Source organism: Rhodococcus sp. RD6.2 (genome assembly GCF_001040705.1).
GTDB lineage: Bacteria > Actinomycetota > Actinomycetes > Mycobacteriales > Mycobacteriaceae > Rhodococcus_G.
Window position 1 is genome coordinate 65932 of record NZ_CVQP01000008.1, and the last position, 14910, is coordinate 80841.

At 68.3% G+C, this 14910-nt stretch carries 15 protein-coding genes; 6 read left to right on the forward strand and 9 right to left on the reverse strand.

Going from position 1 to position 14910, the window contains the following annotated elements:
* Positions 1 to 198 precede the first annotated feature (198 nt).
* From RHCRD62_RS17045 to RHCRD62_RS17075, 7 genes are all read right to left on the reverse strand, one after another.
* Positions 199 to 645: a metal-sulfur cluster assembly factor gene (locus tag RHCRD62_RS17045; RefSeq protein WP_050065949.1), complete on the reverse strand. Its 447-nt coding sequence runs from the start codon at positions 643 to 645 to the stop codon at positions 199 to 201.
* Complete coding sequence (gene sufU / locus RHCRD62_RS17050) at positions 642 to 1130, reverse strand: Fe-S cluster assembly sulfur transfer protein SufU (RefSeq protein WP_050065950.1); 489 nt, start codon at positions 1128 to 1130, stop codon at positions 642 to 644. The genes RHCRD62_RS17045 and sufU overlap by 4 nt, the downstream gene beginning before the upstream one ends.
* A 1-nt stretch (position 1131) precedes the next feature.
* Positions 1132 to 2436 carry a cysteine desulfurase gene (locus RHCRD62_RS17055; RefSeq protein ID WP_050065951.1) on the reverse strand — a complete coding sequence of 435 codons (1305 nt, stop codon included), beginning with the start codon at positions 2434 to 2436 and terminating at the stop codon, positions 1132 to 1134.
* 5 nt (positions 2437 to 2441) lie between these two features.
* Positions 2442 to 3233, reverse strand: coding sequence for a Fe-S cluster assembly ATPase SufC (gene sufC / locus RHCRD62_RS17060; protein WP_050065952.1), 792 nt, complete (start codon positions 3231 to 3233; stop codon positions 2442 to 2444).
* A gap of 51 nt (positions 3234 to 3284) precedes the next feature.
* A complete protein-coding gene (sufD, locus tag RHCRD62_RS17065) occupies positions 3285 to 4466 on the reverse strand; it encodes a Fe-S cluster assembly protein SufD (protein ID WP_050065953.1) in 1182 nt (393 codons plus the stop codon).
* Positions 4467 to 5915, reverse strand: a complete 1449-nt coding sequence (gene sufB, locus RHCRD62_RS17070; protein WP_050065954.1) for a Fe-S cluster assembly protein SufB — start codon at positions 5913 to 5915, stop codon at positions 4467 to 4469. It lies immediately after the preceding gene.
* Between the two features lie 94 nt (positions 5916 to 6009).
* Positions 6010 to 6678 carry a helix-turn-helix transcriptional regulator gene (locus RHCRD62_RS17075; protein ID WP_283235397.1) on the reverse strand — a complete coding sequence of 223 codons (669 nt, stop codon included), beginning with the start codon at positions 6676 to 6678 and terminating at the stop codon, positions 6010 to 6012.
* A gap of 165 nt (positions 6679 to 6843) precedes the next feature.
* Between RHCRD62_RS17075 and mptB the strand changes: the two genes are divergently transcribed.
* The 5 genes from mptB to RHCRD62_RS17100 all read left to right on the forward strand — a co-directional run bounded on the left by mptB (position 6844) and on the right by RHCRD62_RS17100 (position 12048).
* Positions 6844 to 8607 (forward strand): polyprenol phosphomannose-dependent alpha 1,6 mannosyltransferase MptB, encoded by a 1764-nt coding sequence (mptB, locus tag RHCRD62_RS17080; protein WP_050065955.1) that lies wholly within the window; start codon positions 6844 to 6846, stop codon positions 8605 to 8607.
* Positions 8604 to 9539, forward strand: a complete 936-nt coding sequence (locus RHCRD62_RS17085; protein WP_050065956.1) for an ABC transporter ATP-binding protein — start codon at positions 8604 to 8606, stop codon at positions 9537 to 9539. Before mptB ends, RHCRD62_RS17085 begins: the two co-directional genes overlap by 4 nt.
* Positions 9536 to 10336 carry an ABC transporter permease gene (locus tag RHCRD62_RS17090; protein WP_050065957.1) on the forward strand — a complete coding sequence of 267 codons (801 nt, stop codon included), beginning with the start codon at positions 9536 to 9538 and terminating at the stop codon, positions 10334 to 10336. Before RHCRD62_RS17085 ends, RHCRD62_RS17090 begins: the two co-directional genes overlap by 4 nt.
* 126 nt (positions 10337 to 10462) lie before the next feature.
* Positions 10463 to 11437, forward strand: coding sequence for a COX15/CtaA family protein (locus RHCRD62_RS17095; protein ID WP_050065958.1), 975 nt, complete (start codon positions 10463 to 10465; stop codon positions 11435 to 11437).
* 122 nt (positions 11438 to 11559) lie between these two features.
* Complete coding sequence (locus RHCRD62_RS17100) at positions 11560 to 12048, forward strand: SRPBCC family protein (RefSeq protein WP_050065959.1); 489 nt, start codon at positions 11560 to 11562, stop codon at positions 12046 to 12048.
* Between the two features lie 126 nt (positions 12049 to 12174).
* On the opposite strand, the gene RHCRD62_RS17105 is transcribed toward RHCRD62_RS17100, so the two are convergent.
* Positions 12175 to 12540, reverse strand: a complete 366-nt coding sequence (locus RHCRD62_RS17105; protein ID WP_050065960.1) for a hypothetical protein — start codon at positions 12538 to 12540, stop codon at positions 12175 to 12177.
* Between the two features lie 33 nt (positions 12541 to 12573).
* Between RHCRD62_RS17105 and RHCRD62_RS17110 the strand changes: the two genes are divergently transcribed.
* Positions 12574 to 13539: a quinone oxidoreductase family protein gene (locus RHCRD62_RS17110; protein ID WP_050065961.1), complete on the forward strand. Its 966-nt coding sequence runs from the start codon at positions 12574 to 12576 to the stop codon at positions 13537 to 13539.
* A 78-nt stretch (positions 13540 to 13617) separates the two neighbouring features.
* Here the strand turns inward: RHCRD62_RS17110 and RHCRD62_RS17115 are convergent, their stop codons facing one another.
* Positions 13618 to 14598, reverse strand: coding sequence for a heme o synthase (locus RHCRD62_RS17115; RefSeq protein ID WP_050065962.1), 981 nt, complete (start codon positions 14596 to 14598; stop codon positions 13618 to 13620).
* Between the last annotated feature and the right edge of the window lie 312 nt (positions 14599 to 14910).

Here is a 14910-nt window from a genome sequence, read left to right on the forward strand (position 1 = left end):
ATTGCGAACAGCGATTAACTTCGCTGCGAGTGTAGCGCCGACGACACTCGCCCGGGAACCGCTCCAACCGAATGACATTGTCGACACGAGCCGCGAACAGTGATTAACTTATCCGCGCGCGGTGCGCAGACGAGAAGGTCCCGCCGACACAGGGGATCGGCGGGACCTTCTCGTTTTCAGTTGTTCGAATTCAGACGGTCAGACCGTGAATCCGAGCGCGCGCAGCTGCTCGCGTCCGTCCTCGGTGATCTTGTCCGGGCCCCACGGCGGCAGCCACACCCAGTTGAGCTTCAGGTCGTCGACGAGGCCGCTCTTCACCAGCGCGCCGCGCGCCTGCTCCTCGATCACATCCGTCAGCGGGCAGGCCGCCGACGTGAGCGTCATGTCGACGATCGCGACGGTCTCCTCGGACTCGTCGACGGAAATGCCGTACACGAGACCGAGATCGACGACATTGATGCCGAGTTCGGGGTCCACGACGTCGCGCATCGCTTCCTCGATGTCGTCGACGAACGCCTGCTGCTCGGCGGTCAGCTCCACCGGAGCGGCCACCTCGGCTGCGGTCTCCTCGCCGGAAGCCGCGTCAACGGCAGCCGTCTCGACAACGGCGTCGACACCGGTGACGTCCGCCTGTGTGTCACTCATGATGTAACTCCTCCGGTCCCGGCGGGCACGTTCTCCCCCGCCGCGTCGTCATCGACAATTTGTACGACCGCGTCCTTGAACGCCATCCATCCCAGCAGTGCGCACTTCACGCGTGCGGGGTACTTCGCGACACCCACGAACGCAATGCCGTCACCGAGCACGTCCTCGTCGCCCTCGACGGCGCCGCGGCTGGTGATCATCTCGTTGAACGCCTCGACGACGTCGAGAGCTTCCCGGACCGGCATTCCCGTCACCTGGTCGGTGAGCACCGACGTCGCAGCCTGGCTGATCGAGCAGCCCTGACCGTCGTACGAGACGTCGCCGACGCGTCCGTCGTCGGTGACGTGGACCCGCAGGGTGACCTCGTCACCGCAGGTCGGGTTGACGTGGTGCACTTCGGCGCCGAACGGTTCCCGCAGGCCCCGGCCGTGTGGATGCTTGTAGTGGTCCAGGATCACTTCCTGGTACATCTGCTCCATCCGCATGTCAGGACGCCCCGTCGATCGTGCTGCCGTCTTCCCTCGGCTCCTGCAACGCCTCGTGGGTTCCGAAGAATTCCTGGGCACGGCGGATTGCCGCCGCGAGCGCCCGCACCTCGTCTTCGGTGTTGTAGACCGCGAACGACGCCCGCGCGGTCGCGGCGACACCGAACTTCCGGTGCAGCGGCCACGCGCAGTGGTGTCCGACGCGGATCGCGACGCCCTCGTCGTCGAGGATCTGGCCGAGGTCGTGGGCGTGGATGCCGTCGACCACGAAGGACACGGCACCGCCGCGGTTCTCGGTGGTCGTCGGGCCGACGATCCGGACCCCGGGGATCGCGCCGAGCAGGTCGAGCGCGAGTGCGGTGAGTTCGTGCTCATGGGCCGCGACGGCGTCCATGCCGATCGCCTCGAGATAGCGGACCGCGGCACCGAGGCCGACGACCTGCGAGGTCATCGGCACGCCCGCCTCGAAACGCTGCGGCGGAGCCGCGTACGTGCTGGCCTCCATCGTCACCGTCTCGATCATCGAACCGCCCGTGATGAACGGTGGCATCGCCGCGAGCAGTTCCCGCTTGCCGTAGAGCACGCCGACCCCGGACGGGCCGAGCATCTTGTGGCCGGAGAACGCCGCGTAGTCGACGTCGAGCGCGTGGAAGTCGACGGCCATGTGCGGCACCGACTGGCAGGCGTCGAGCACCACGAGCGCGCCGACGGACCGGGCGCGCCGCACCAGTTCCTCGACGGGAGCGACAGCGCCGGTCACGTTGGACTGGTGGGTGAACGAGACGACCTTCACCGAGTCGCTCAATTCGAGCGACTCGAGGTCGATGCGTCCGTCGTCGGTGACGCCGTACCAGCGCAGGGTCGCACCCGTGCGCCGGGCGAGCTCCTGCCACGGAACGAGGTTCGCGTGATGTTCGAGCTCGGTGATGACGATCTCGTCGCCCGGGCCGACGTGGCGGTCGAACCGGTCGTCGCCGAGCACATAGGTGACCAGGTTCAGCGCCTCGGTCGCGTTCTTCGTGAACGCCAACTCGTCCGCGTCCGCGCCGACGAAACGGGCGATCGACGCGCGCGCGTCCTCGTAGGCGTCGGTCGCCTCCTCGGCGAGCTGGTGCGCACCGCGGTGCACCGCAGCGTTGCAGGTCGTCAGGAACTCACGCTCGGCGTCGAGAACCTGCACCGGCCGCTGCGAGGTCGCCCCGGAGTCGAGGTAGACCAGGGGCTTCCCGTCCCGGACTGTACGGGCCAGGATCGGGAAGTCCTTGCGGATGCTGGTGACGTCGAGCGCCGCCGCAGTGCTGGTCATGAAAGTCAGGCTCCCGCCGCTGCGGCCTGCGTGAAGCGCACGTAGCCGTTGGCCTCGAGCTCGTCGGCCAGCTCGGGTCCGCCGGACTCGACGACCTGGCCACCGACGAACACGTGCACGAACTGCGGCTTGATGTAGCGCAGGATGCGGGTGTAGTGCGTGATCAGCAGGACGCCGCCGTGCTCACGCTCCTGGTAACGGTTGACACCCTCGGAAACGATGCGGAGCGCGTCGACGTCGAGGCCGGAGTCGGTCTCGTCGAGGATCGCGATCTTCGGCTTGAGGAGGCCGAGCTGCAGGATCTCGTGGCGCTTCTTCTCGCCACCGGAGAAGCCCTCGTTGACGGACCGCTCGCTGAACGCGGGGTCGATCTCGAGCTCGGTCATCGCGCCCTTGACCTCCTTGACCCAGTGCCGCAGCTTCGGCGCCTCGCCGCGGACCGAGGTCGCGGCGGTGCGCAGGAAGTTCGACATCGAGACGCCGGGCACCTCGACGGGGTACTGCATCGCGAGAAACAGGCCGGCGCGGGCCCGCTCGTCGACGCTCATCTCCAGGACGTCCTCACCGTTCAGCGTGATGCTGCCCGAGGTGATCTCGTACTTGGGGTGACCCGCGATGGCGTACGACAGGGTCGACTTGCCGGAGCCGTTGGGGCCCATGATCGCGTGGGTCTCACCGGAGCGCACCGTCAGGTTGACGCCCTTGAGAATGTTGATCGGCTCGGCGTTCTCGTCGGTCTGCGCGACGCGGACGTGCAGGTCCTTGATCTCCAGAACGGAGGTTTCAGGAGTAGTCATTCCAAAATTCCTTTGAGAAGTGTTGTGGCGGCGACGAACTCGGCGCGCGGCTCAGACGCCGACTGCGGCGAGCTCAACCTCGATGGCGGCTTCGAGACGCTCACGCACCTCGGGGACGGCGATCTTCTGGATGATCTCGTGGAAGAAGCCACGCACGACGAGACGGCGTGCCTGTTCCTCGGAGATGCCCCGCGAACGCAGGTAGAACAACTGCTCGTCGTCGAACCGGCCGGTGGCGCTCGCGTGCCCGGCACCCACGATCTCGCCGGTCTCGATTTCGAGGTTCGGCACCGAATCGGCGCGGGCGCCGTCGGTGAGCACGAGGTTCCGGTTGAGCTCGAACGTGTCGGTGCCCTCGGCGGCCGCGCGGATCAGCACGTCACCGACCCACACCGTGTGCGCGTCCGGCTTGTGCGAGTCGACTTCGCCCTGGAGCGCGCCCTTGTAGACGACGTTCGACTTGCAGTGCGGCTGCGAGTGATCGACGAGCAGACGGTGCTCGAAGAACTGTCCGGCGTCCGCGAAGTACAGGCCGAGGAGTTCGGCGTCGCCGCCCGGGCCCTCGTACTTCACGACCGGGGTGACGCGGACGACGTCGCCACCGAGCGTGACGGCCGTGTAGCGCAGCACCGCGTCGCGCCCGATGCGGGCGTGATGAGCGGCGGCGTGCACGGCGTCGTCGGCCCAGTCCTGCACCGCGACGACCGTCAGCTTCGCGCTGTCGGCGAGAACGAACTCGACGTTCTCCGCGTAGGTTCCACTGCCCCGCTGGTCGAGGACGACCGTCGCGTTCGCGAACTGCTCGAGGCGGATCTGGATGTGCCCGAAGGCGACCTGGTCGACGCCAGGGCCGGTGACGACGATGTTGACCGCCTCGGCGATCTCGCGTTCGGCACCGACCGTGACGACGGTCGCCGACTCGAATCCCGAATATGCCTGGGCGGCAACCCGATCCGCGGGAACGCCACCCTGACCGAGGCGCGCGTCGTCGCGCCCGACGGTTTCGACGGTGACGCCGTCGTGTGCGGACACCTCGACCGTCGCGGTCGCGGTGCGGACGGCGGTGCCGTCGTGCAGGCCGCGGAGACGACGCAGCGGCGTGAACCGCCACACCTCGTCCCGGCCACCCGGAATCTCGAACGCGTTCACGTCGAACGACGTGAAGACCTCACCCTTGTTGACAGCCGGTGTACGGGCCTCGGCCGCGACGGCTGTGTTGTTGACGGAGCTCACTTAGCCGACCGCCCCTTCCATCTGCAGTTCGATCAGGCGGTTGAGCTCGAGGGCGTACTCCATCGGCAGCTCCTTGGCGATCGGCTCGACGAAGCCTCGCACCACCATCGCCATCGCCTCGTCCTCGGTGAGGCCGCGGCTCATGAGGTAGAACAACTGGTCCTCGGACACCTTGGAGACGGTGGCCTCGTGACCCATCGACACGTCGTCCTCGCGGATGTCGACGTACGGGTACGTGTCGGAACGCGAGATCTGGTCCACGAGCAGCGCGTCACACTTGACGGTCGACTTCGACCCGTGCGCACCCTTGTTGACCTTGACGAGGCCGCGGTAGGAGGCGCGTCCACCGCCCCGGGCGACGGACTTCGACACGATGGTCGAGGACGTGTGCGGCGCCAGGTGCAGCATCTTCGCGCCGGTGTCCTGGTGCTGACCCTCGCCTGCGAACGCCACCGACAGCACCTCGCCGCGGGCGTGCTCGCCCATCATCCACACGGCCGGGTACTTCATCGTGACCTTGGAGCCGATGTTGCCGTCGATCCACTCCATGGAACCGCCCGCGTCTACCTTGGTGCGCTTGGTCACGAGGTTGAAGACGTTGTTCGACCAGTTCTGGATCGTGGTGTAGCGGCAGTGGCCGCCCTTCTTCACGATGATCTCGACGACCGCGGAGTGCAGCGAGTCGGACTTGTAGATCGGCGCGGTGCAGCCCTCGACGTAGTGCACGGAGGCGTTCTCGTCGACGATGATCAGCGTCCGCTCGAACTGGCCCATGTTCTCGGTGTTGATCCGGAAGTAGGCCTGAAGCGGGATGTCCACGTGGACGCCCGGAGGGACATAGATGAACGAGCCGCCCGACCACACGGCGGTGTTCAGCGCGGAGAACTTGTTGTCGCCCGCCGGGATGACGGAGCCGAAGTACTCCTTGAAGATCTCCGGGTGCTCGCGCAGACCGGTGTCGGTGTCGAGGAAGATCACGCCCTGCTTCTCGAGGTCCTCGCGGATCGAGTGGTAGACGACCTCGGACTCGTACTGCGCCGCAACGCCGGCGACGAGGCGCTGCTTCTCCGCCTCCGGGATGCCCAGCTTGTCGTACGTGTTCTTGATGTCCTCGGGCAGGTCCTCCCAGGACTCGGCCTGCTTCTCGCTGGACCGCACGAAGTACTTGATGTTGTCGAAGTCGATGCCGTCGAGGTTCGAGCCCCAGTTCGGCATCGGCTTCTTGTCGAAGGTCGCGAGCGCCTTGAGCCGGATGTCGAGCATCCACTCGGGCTCGTTCTTCTTCGCGGAGATGTCCCGTACGACAGCCTCGGACAGGCCGCGCTGGGCGCTGGCACCTGCAACGTCCGAATCGGACCAGCCGTAGCCGTAGTGACCGAGCGAGGCAATGGTCTCGTCCTGTGTCATGGCCTGCGAGCCACCGGCTGCCTGGTCTTGAGTGACGGTCATGCGAGCTCCTTCCGGAGTCTTGTTGCGTACCGGTACAGGCTGGGCACCGGCGGAATGTGACGTTTCTGGGGGCGGGTCGGGTCTTCGGCGGCGGTCAGGTCGCTTCCTGGTGCTTTGCGGCGGGTGCCACCAGAGGCACGTGCGTGGTGCACGCGCAGTCCCCGTTGACGATGGTTGCGAGCCGCTGGACGTGCGTACCGAGAAGTTCGGCGAACGCCTGGGTCTCCGCCTCGCACAGTTCTGGGAACTCGGACGCGACGTGCGCGACCGGGCAGTGATGCTGGCAGATCTGGACTCCGTTGCCGACGGGGCGGGTCGTCGCGGCGAATCCAGCCGTGGTGAACGCGTCGGCGATGGCGTCGGCGGTCTGCTCCACCTCGTCGACGTCGTGCCCGGTGGCGGGATCGATGTCGGCGACGATCGTCTGCACGCGGCGACGCGCGAACTCGGTGATCGCAGCCTCACCGCCGATCTCCCTCAGCTGACGCATCGCGGCGCCCGCGAGGTCGTCGTAGGAGTGCCCGAGTCGTGAGCGCCCCGCCGCGGTGAGCTGGAACTGCTTGGCGGGCCTGCCGCGACCCTTCTGCTGCCATGCCGCGGAGCGGGTCGACCTGGCTTCGCCTGCATCGATGAGGACATCGAGGTGACGGCGCACGCCTGCCGCGCTGAGCCCGAGTTCGGCTCCGATTTCCGTGGCCGTGATCGGACCCTGTTCGAGGAGCAGCTTCACCACTGCGGCGCGGGTGTGCCCCTCGGGGGCCATGACGGTAGCGGGGGCAACGACCGAACGGGACGCAGCATCAGGTGCGTAACCTGCGCTTTCGTCGCACTCGGAGTGCCCGCGGACCGTTTTCACAACACCAGTGTGACGGAATTCGCGAGGGCGGTCCAGCAAGGGTGCCCTGAGTAACACCGCTACGCTTCACCTGTGCCGCAGACGGACGACACACCGGAGAACGGTGGCAACGAGACGCTCACCGCTCCTCCTACTCGGACGGCGCGGGCCGCGACGCTGGCTCGTCGTGCCCTCGGCCTCGACCGGGATCACGACGGATTCGCCGTCACCAGCCTCCACGGGGACGAGGCCGAAGCACCCGGACTGAACGCCAGGGAGACCGCCCAATTGCGTGGCGTCCGGCGGTTCGGCGCCACCGGCGCGCTCCTCATGGCACTCGGTGCGCTGGGTGCAGGCGCGCAGCCCGTACTGCAGAACCCGGTTCAGGGACTTCGCCTCCTCGGCCTGCCCGCACGCATGCCGAGTGTCGCTCTGACCCTGACGATGACGGGCAGTGCCATGGTGGTGCTGGCGTGGCTGCTGCTCGGCCGATTCGTCATCGGTACCTTCCGCGGCGGTTCCCCGGTCCGACGCCTCACCCGGTCCCAACTCGACCGCACCCTGCTGCTGTGGATCGTCCCTCTCGCGATCGCGCCCCCGATGTTCAGCAAGGACGTCTACTCGTACCTCGCACAGTCGGAGATCGCCGCGCGCGGCCTCGACCCCTACGCCATCGGTCCTGCTCAGGCGCTCGGTGTCGACCACGTCCTGACGCGAACCGTGCCCACCATCTGGCGGGACACCCCCGCCCCCTACGGGCCACTGTTCATCTGGATCGGCAAGGGGATCTCCGCGCTGACCGGCGAGAACATCGTCGCGGGGATCTTCCTGCACCGCATGGTCGCCCTCGCGGGCGTCGCGCTGATCGTGTGGGCGCTGCCCCGCCTCGCCCGCAGGTGTGGCGTCGCACCCGTCGCGGCGCTGTGGCTCGGCGCCGCGAACCCTCTGCTGCTGTTCCACCTGGTCGCCGGTATCCACAACGAAGCGCTCATGCTCGGCTTGATGCTCGCAGGCATCGAGATCGCGCTGCGTGCCATCGAGAGTCCACCCGACGTCCGGTTCCGGCTCCGCGGGTCACCCGCCGAGCGGCGCGCACTGGCGCTGCTGCTGGCCGGATCCGCCCTGATCGCCCTGTCCGCGACTGTGAAAATTCCCACACTGCTCGCACTGGGCTTCCTCGGCATGGCGCTGGCCCGGCGGTGGGGCGGCACCTTCCGGTCGGTGTGCGCAGCCGCGGCGCTGCTACTCGCGGTGACGACGACCGTCATCCTCGCCGTCAGCCTTGTGAGTGGCCTCGGCTTCGGTTGGCTCAGCCCCGACACCCTCGGCACCGCCAACGAGGTCCGCAGCTGGATGTCGTTGCCGACCCTGCTCGGCCTCGGAACCGGTCTGGTGGGCGTTCTGCTCGGGCTCGGCGACCACACCACCGCCGTGCTGAGCCTTACCCGCCCGATCGCGTCCCTGGCTGCGGCTTTCGTGGCGCTGCGCATGCTCATCGCCGTGCTCGTCGGGCGGATCCACCCGATCGGCGCGCTCGGCGTTTCCCTCGGATTCCTCGTTCTGTTGTTCCCGGTCGTGCAGCCCTGGTACCTGCTGTGGGCGGTGATTCCGCTCGCCGCGTGGGCGACCCGACCCGTGTTCCGCATCCCTGCGATCGCGTTCTCGTCGGTGGTCAGCCTGATCGTGATGCCGAACGGCGGCGAGTACGCGCCATTCATCATCGTGCAGGCCGCGATCGCGACGATCCTCGTCTGCGGTTCGATCATCGCGGCGACCCGCAACACACTCCCGTGGCGGGCCGACACCGGGGCATCGGACGGAACGCGTTCGGGCGACGCCTACGCTGAGGTCCCGTGAGTTCATCCCTGTCCACTCCCGTACTGCATCTCGACGGTGTCGTGAAGGCGTTCGACGGCATCCGAGCCGTGGACGGCCTCGACCTGACCCTCGAACGTGGCCAGGTCCTGGCGCTACTCGGACCGAACGGTGCGGGAAAGACCACCACCGTCGAAATGTGCGAGGGGTTCGGTCGACCCGACAGCGGCACCGTCCGCGTGTTCGGGCTCGATCCGGTCACCGCGTCGGCCCAGGTCCGCGCACGGATCGGCGTCATGTTGCAGGGCGGCGGCGCGTACCCGGGGTCGAAGGCGGGCGAGATGCTCGACCTCGTCGCCGCGTACTCGGCGAACCCCCTCGATCCGGCGTGGCTGCTGCGCGAACTCGGCCTGACCGACTCCGTCCGCACTCCGTACCGCCGGTTGTCCGGTGGACAGCAGCAGCGCCTCGCGCTCGCATGCGCCCTCGTCGGACGCCCCGAACTGGTGTTCCTCGACGAACCGACGGCCGGACTCGACGCCCAGGCCCGGCTGATGGTGTGGGAACTGATCGAGGCCCTGCGCCGCGACGGCGTCTCGATTCTGCTGACCACCCATCTGATGGACGAGGCGGAAGCCCTCGCCGACCGCCTCGTGATCATCGACCACGGTCGTGTCGTCGCGGAGGGCACTCCGCACGAACTCACCCGACACGGCGCCGCGGGGCAACTCCAGTTCACCGCGCCCGAGAACCTGGATCTGACGACGCTCGCCGCGGCACTACCCGCCGGCTTCACACCGAGTGAGGCGACACCGGGCAGTTACGTCGTCGAGGGCGACATCGATCCGAGCGTGCTCGTCGCGGTGACGACGTGGTGCGCCGACCAGGGCGTCCTCGTCACGGAGATTCGCGTCGACCAGCGCCGCCTCGAGGACGTCTTCCTCGACCTGACCGGACGGGAGCTGAGGGGATGAGCATGTCCCACGCCGATCGGCGGGCCGACAACCGCTTCGCCGCGGGAACGTTCGCCCCCGATCCCAGGCCTGCGCCGCGCCTGCGGATGCTCGCCGCGCAGACGAAGCTGGAACTGACGCTGCTGCTCCGCAACGGCGAACAGCTGCTCCTGACGATGTTCATCCCGATCACTCTGCTGATCGGCCTGACGCTGCTGCCGTTCGGTGACCTCGGTGATCCCCGGGTGAACCGGGTGATGCCCGCGGTGATGATGGTGGCCGTCATGTCCACGGCGTTCACCGGTCAGGCGATCGCCGTCGGGTTCGACCGACGCTACGGAGCGTTGAAGCGGCTGGGCGCCACCCCCCTGCCCAGGTGGGGCATCATCGCGGGCAAGAGCGCCGCGGTGGCGATCGTCGTCGCGATCCAGATGATCATGCTCGGCGCCATCGGGTTCGCGCTCGGCTGGCGCCCCGAGGTGACCGGCCTGCTGTTCGGGGTCGTCGTGATCGCCCTCGGCACCGTCATGTTCGCGGCCCTCGGGCTGCTGCTCGGCGGAACGCTCAAGGCCGAGATCGTCCTCGCGCTGGCCAACGTCCTGTGGTTCGTCATGGCGGGCATCGGTGCGGTCGTGTTCGGCGGAGACGGAATCCCCGACGCACTGCACACCCTCGCCCGGCTCGTTCCGTCGGGAGCGTTCGCGGAAGCGCTGGACCAGGGACTGACGGGGTCGGTGGACGTCTTCGCGATCGTCGTGATGGTGGCGTGGGGTGCAGCCGGGGCGTGGTTGGCCGTGCGGCTGTTCAAATTCACCTGAGCGCCAAATTCACCTGAGCGGTAGTACAGACTCCACGCGCTTCGGACGGGCGGTGCCGCACAGCGACGCGGCGGCGATGCCGCCCCAACGACAGCCTGTAGTTGATCGGTCGTTACCATCGGTCGCGTGCTGTATCGCGGGTTCGTGAACCTGGTCAATCGTCTGCCCCTGCCGTCGTTGGCGGTCCAGAAGTGGATCGCGATCGCGGTGGTCGTGAGTCAGGGCGGTATCGCCGTCACGGGTTCGGTGGTCCGGGTGACGGCGTCGGGCCTTGGTTGCACGACGTGGCCGCAGTGCCATCCGGGCAGTTTCGTGCCGACGGGGACGTCCACGGCGCCGTGGTTCCATCAAGCGGTCGAGTTCGGCAACCGGCTGCTCACCTTCGTGGTGGTGGCGACCGCGGCAGCCGTTGTCATCGCCGTCACCCGTGCCGCCCGGCGGCGCGAGGTGCTGTTCTACGCGTGGCTGATGCCGCTGTCGACGGTCGCGCAGGCGGTGATCGGCGGCATCACGGTGCTGACGGGCCTGCTGTGGTGGACGGTCGCGATTCACATGCTGGTCTCGATGGCGATGGTGTGGCTGTCGGTGATCCTGGTCCACAAGATCGACCAACCCGATGACGGCGTCGATGTGGTCGTGCTGCCCAAGCAGTTGCGGTGGCTCGCGGCACTGTCCGGTGTCGCGCTGGCGGGCACTCTCGTCGCGGGCACGATGGTCACGGGTGCGGGTCCGCACGCGGGCGACAAGTCGCCGGAGCGCACCGTCGCACGTCTCGATCTGGACATCACGAATCTCGTGCACCTGCATGCCGAGCTGCTGGTCGGGTATCTGTCCCTGCTGGTCGGCCTCGGATTCGCGCTGTACGCGGTGGGTGCACGGGCCGCGATCACGCTGCGGATGAAGGTCGTGGTCGGCTTGGTCCTCGCGCAGGCAGCTGTCGGGCTGGTCCAGTTCTGGACGGATGTCCCCGCTGTCCTCGTGACGATTCACGTGGCGCTCGCGGGCGCGTGCACTGCGGCCACCGCCGCCCTGTACGCGGCGGGCCGGGTCCGGGAACTTGCGCCCGCGCAGGCCGACGCACCGGCCGCCACTGCCGCCTGACCCCACTTCACGCGCGCTCTCCGCGCGGGAGCCGGATCCCGCACCGGGCCTGTCGATTCCAGCGAATATCATCGGCGCGGCGTCACTGCCGAACATCGATTCGACATCCCGAAGGAGCCGACATGCGTTTGCGTGACACACCGACCGTCGAGGTCACCGCCCGGCTGGCCTGCGACCCGGAGCGTGCCTGGGCGCTGGTCACCGACATCGAACTGCCGACGCGAGCCGACGGTGAGTTGCAGCGGGTGGAGTGGTTGGACGGCGCGACCGGTGTCGCGATGGGTGCCCGCTTCCGTGGCTACAACGCGAGTCCTCAGATGGGCGACTGGCACACCGAATCGGAAGTGGTCGAGGTCGAGGACGGCAGGCGTTGGGTGTGGCGGGTCGGACCGGCCGACGCTCCCTTTGCACTGTGGGGCTTCGAGGTCGACGCGGAGGGTGATGGCACCGTCGTGCGGCAGTGGGCGAAGGCCTGCCCCGGACCGTCTCCGCTGACGGACTTCATCAGCCGGTTCCCGGACCGGGAAGCTGCGATCCTCGAGCACCGGACGTCGGTGTGGCGGGACGGTATGGCCGCCAACCTGGCGGTGCTCGAGCAGCTCGCCGACTGAGGCAGGGAACTCGAGCAGCTCGCCGACTGAGGCAGGGAACTCGAGCAGCTCGCCGACTGAGGCAGGGAACATGCGTCGGGCCGGCTCACCGTGACGGTGAGCCGGCCCGACGCATGTCGCGAGGTGTCAGCCCAGGCCGTTGCGGGCCTTCGGGAAACGGGTCTGGTGCGCGACCCAGCCGGCCATCTTCTTCCAGTGCCCGACACGCGGGGTGACGATGCTGGTGACGCTGCGCTCCCACCCCGACGTGGACAGTCCGTCGACCGCCTCGACGACGGCGTCGGCGGTGGCGATGTCTGCGACCACCTCGTCACCGAGGATGCCGTCGGCTCCGACCAGCGTGATCCGCACGCCCGCGTAGCCGATCGGCTGAATGACGGCGGTCGCGGAACCGCCGTGCTCGGCAACGAACTTGCGCACCGCGGCAACGATTCGCGGGGGTGCGACAACGGTCGGCGCGGCGGCGCCCGAACCCTGGGTGTCCACAGTCATACGCTCAGGATACGGGAGTGCAGAATCGGACTCATGCGCGCAATCACCGTGAACGAATTCGGCGGACCCGACGTCCTCACCCTCACCGACAGTCCGGACCCGGTGCCGGGCGAACTCGACGTCCTGGTCCGCACCGAGGCCATCGGCGTGAACTTCATCGACACCTACTTCCGCACCGGCGCGTACGCCGTCGACCTGCCGTACATCGCCGGTTCCGAGGGCAGCGGCGTCGTCGAGGCGGTGGGTTCCGGGGTGACCGATCTGCGGGTGGGCGACCGCGTCGCGTGGTCAGACGCGCCGTCCAGCTACGCCGAGCTGGTCGCGGTTCCCGCGGCGAAGGCGGTACCGGTGCCGGACGGCGTCCCGGCGGCGCAGGCGGCGTCGGCGCTCCTGCAAGGCATGACCGCCCACTACCTGCTGCGCTCGGTGTATCCGGCTCAGCCCGGCGACACCGTGCTCGTGCACGCGGGTGCGGGCGGCGTCGGCCTGATCCTGACGCAGCTCGCCGCGGCCCGCGGGGTACGCGTGATCACGACGGTGTCGACCGACGAGAAGGAGACGCTGTCCCGCGAGGCGGGCGCCGCGGAGGTGCTGCGGTACGGCGACGACCTGGCCGACCGGGTGCGGGCACTGACCGGCGGCGAGGGTGTCGCCGCGGTGTACGACGGTGTCGGCGCGGACACCTTCGAGGCGAGCCTGGGGTCGCTGCGTATCCGTGGCACGCTGGCACTGTTCGGCGCGGCGAGCGGGCCGGTTCCCCCGTTCGACCCGCAGCGTCTCAACAAGGCCGGATCGCTCGTCCTGACCCGTCCGACCCTGGCGCACTTCACCCGGGACCGCGAGGAACTGCTGTGGCGGGCGGGCGACGTGTTCGCCGCGATCGCGGACGGGACGCTGACGATCCGTGTCGGTGCCACCTATCCGTTGACCGAGGCAGCGCAGGCACACCGCGACCTGCAGGGCCGGAAAACGACCGGATCCGTCGTCCTGGTGCCCTGACCGCACGAAGTGAACGGACCGTGCAGTCCCGCTGAGGGGAATGCACGGTCCGTTCCCGACCGAGCGCGGTCGGAAGGGTCAGGAGAAGAGGGCGGCGATCGTGTCCCAGCCGAGGACCGAGTCGACGGCGAGTCCGAGGCAGACGACGGCAAGGTAGTTGTTGGACTGCAGGAACAGCCGCAGCGGCTTGACCTGCTCACCACGGCGCACGCCGGCGTAGAGCTGGTGCGCCATCAGCAGGAACCAGGCACCGGCAATCAGAGCGACCGCGGCGTAGATGACGCCCGCAGCGGGCACCAGGACGAGTGTGGTGAGGACGGTCAACCAGGTGTAGACGAGGATCTGCTTGGTGACGCGTTCCTCGGTGGCGATCACCGGGAGCATCGGCACGCCCGCGGCCTTGTAGTCCTCCTTGTACCGCATGGCCATCGCCCAGGTGTGTGGCGGCGTCCAGAAGAAGATGACGAGGAACAGCACGATCGGTTCCCAGCTGATGCTGCCGGTGACCGCGGCCCAGCCGACCATCACGGGCATGCAGCCCGCGGCGCCGCCCCAGATGACGTTCTGCCAGGTCCGCCGCTTGAGCACCATGGTGTAGACGAGAACGTAGAACGCGATGGTCAGCGCGATCAGGATCGCGGCCAGCGGGTACGTCGCCCACCACAGCCATCCGAAGGACGCGATGCCGAGGGCCAGTCCGAAGATCAACGCGTGCGACGTGGGCACCGCCATCCGGGCCAGCGGGCGCCGGGCCGTGCGCTTCATCACCTTGTCGATGTCCGCGTCGACCACGCAGTTGAGGGTGTTCGCGCTCGCGGCGCCCATCCAGCCGCCGAACAGGGTGGCGAGGATGAGCGGGAAGTCGACCGTGCCGCGGTCCGCCAGCAGCATCGCCGGGATGGTCGCGACGAGGAGGAGTTCGATGACCCGAGGCTTGGTCAGCGCCAGGTACGCGAGAACCGTCCCCAGTATCCGACCCCAGACGGTGTCCGACCTGGTGGAAGGAGTGGCATCGGGGGCTCCGGCGAGACCGTGTCCGCCACGCTCCACTATCCGCACCGTGTCTCCTACTTCTCGGGCCCTGCCGAGGGGCCCGGGTTCACGACTCGGCCGGAAGGACCGTGCGCGCGCCGACGTCAACCGCTCCGGTGACACTCCGCTGACGGGGGCCCAGAGCACTACTACACACGATGGTAGACGGCGAGCCGACCAGAACCGAACCGGGCCGGGGCCGAGAGGGCGCGCCGGGTGGGCACCAGATCGACCGGCCTGCACCCGAGCACTACTGTTGTGTCGGAACTACGCTTGGTTTCGAACCCACCGGATGCGCGAGGCGACGACCCTCGCGGTTCGGTGTTGGGTTCGCGATCA

Coding starts and splice junctions, on each gene's coding strand:
- RHCRD62_RS17055 (WP_050065951.1), bottom strand. CDS start 2,436: ATGACCAGCACTGCGGCGGCGCTCGACGTCACCAGCATCCGCAAGGAC.
- RHCRD62_RS17075 (WP_283235397.1), bottom strand. CDS start 6,678: ATGGCCCCCGAGGGGCACACCCGCGCCGCAGTGGTGAAGCTGCTCCTC.
- RHCRD62_RS17100 (WP_050065959.1), top strand. CDS start 11,560: ATGCGTTTGCGTGACACACCGACCGTCGAGGTCACCGCCCGGCTGGCC.
- RHCRD62_RS17110 (WP_050065961.1), top strand. CDS start 12,574: ATGCGCGCAATCACCGTGAACGAATTCGGCGGACCCGACGTCCTCACC.
- RHCRD62_RS17045 (WP_050065949.1), bottom strand. CDS start 645: ATGAGTGACACACAGGCGGACGTCACCGGTGTCGACGCCGTTGTCGAG.
- RHCRD62_RS17090 (WP_050065957.1), top strand. CDS start 9,536: ATGAGCATGTCCCACGCCGATCGGCGGGCCGACAACCGCTTCGCCGCG.
- sufB (WP_050065954.1), bottom strand. CDS start 5,915: ATGACCGTCACTCAAGACCAGGCAGCCGGTGGCTCGCAGGCCATGACA.
- RHCRD62_RS17105 (WP_050065960.1), bottom strand. CDS start 12,540: ATGACTGTGGACACCCAGGGTTCGGGCGCCGCCGCGCCGACCGTTGTC.
- sufC (WP_050065952.1), bottom strand. CDS start 3,233: ATGACTACTCCTGAAACCTCCGTTCTGGAGATCAAGGACCTGCACGTC.
- sufU (WP_050065950.1), bottom strand. CDS start 1,130: ATGCGGATGGAGCAGATGTACCAGGAAGTGATCCTGGACCACTACAAG.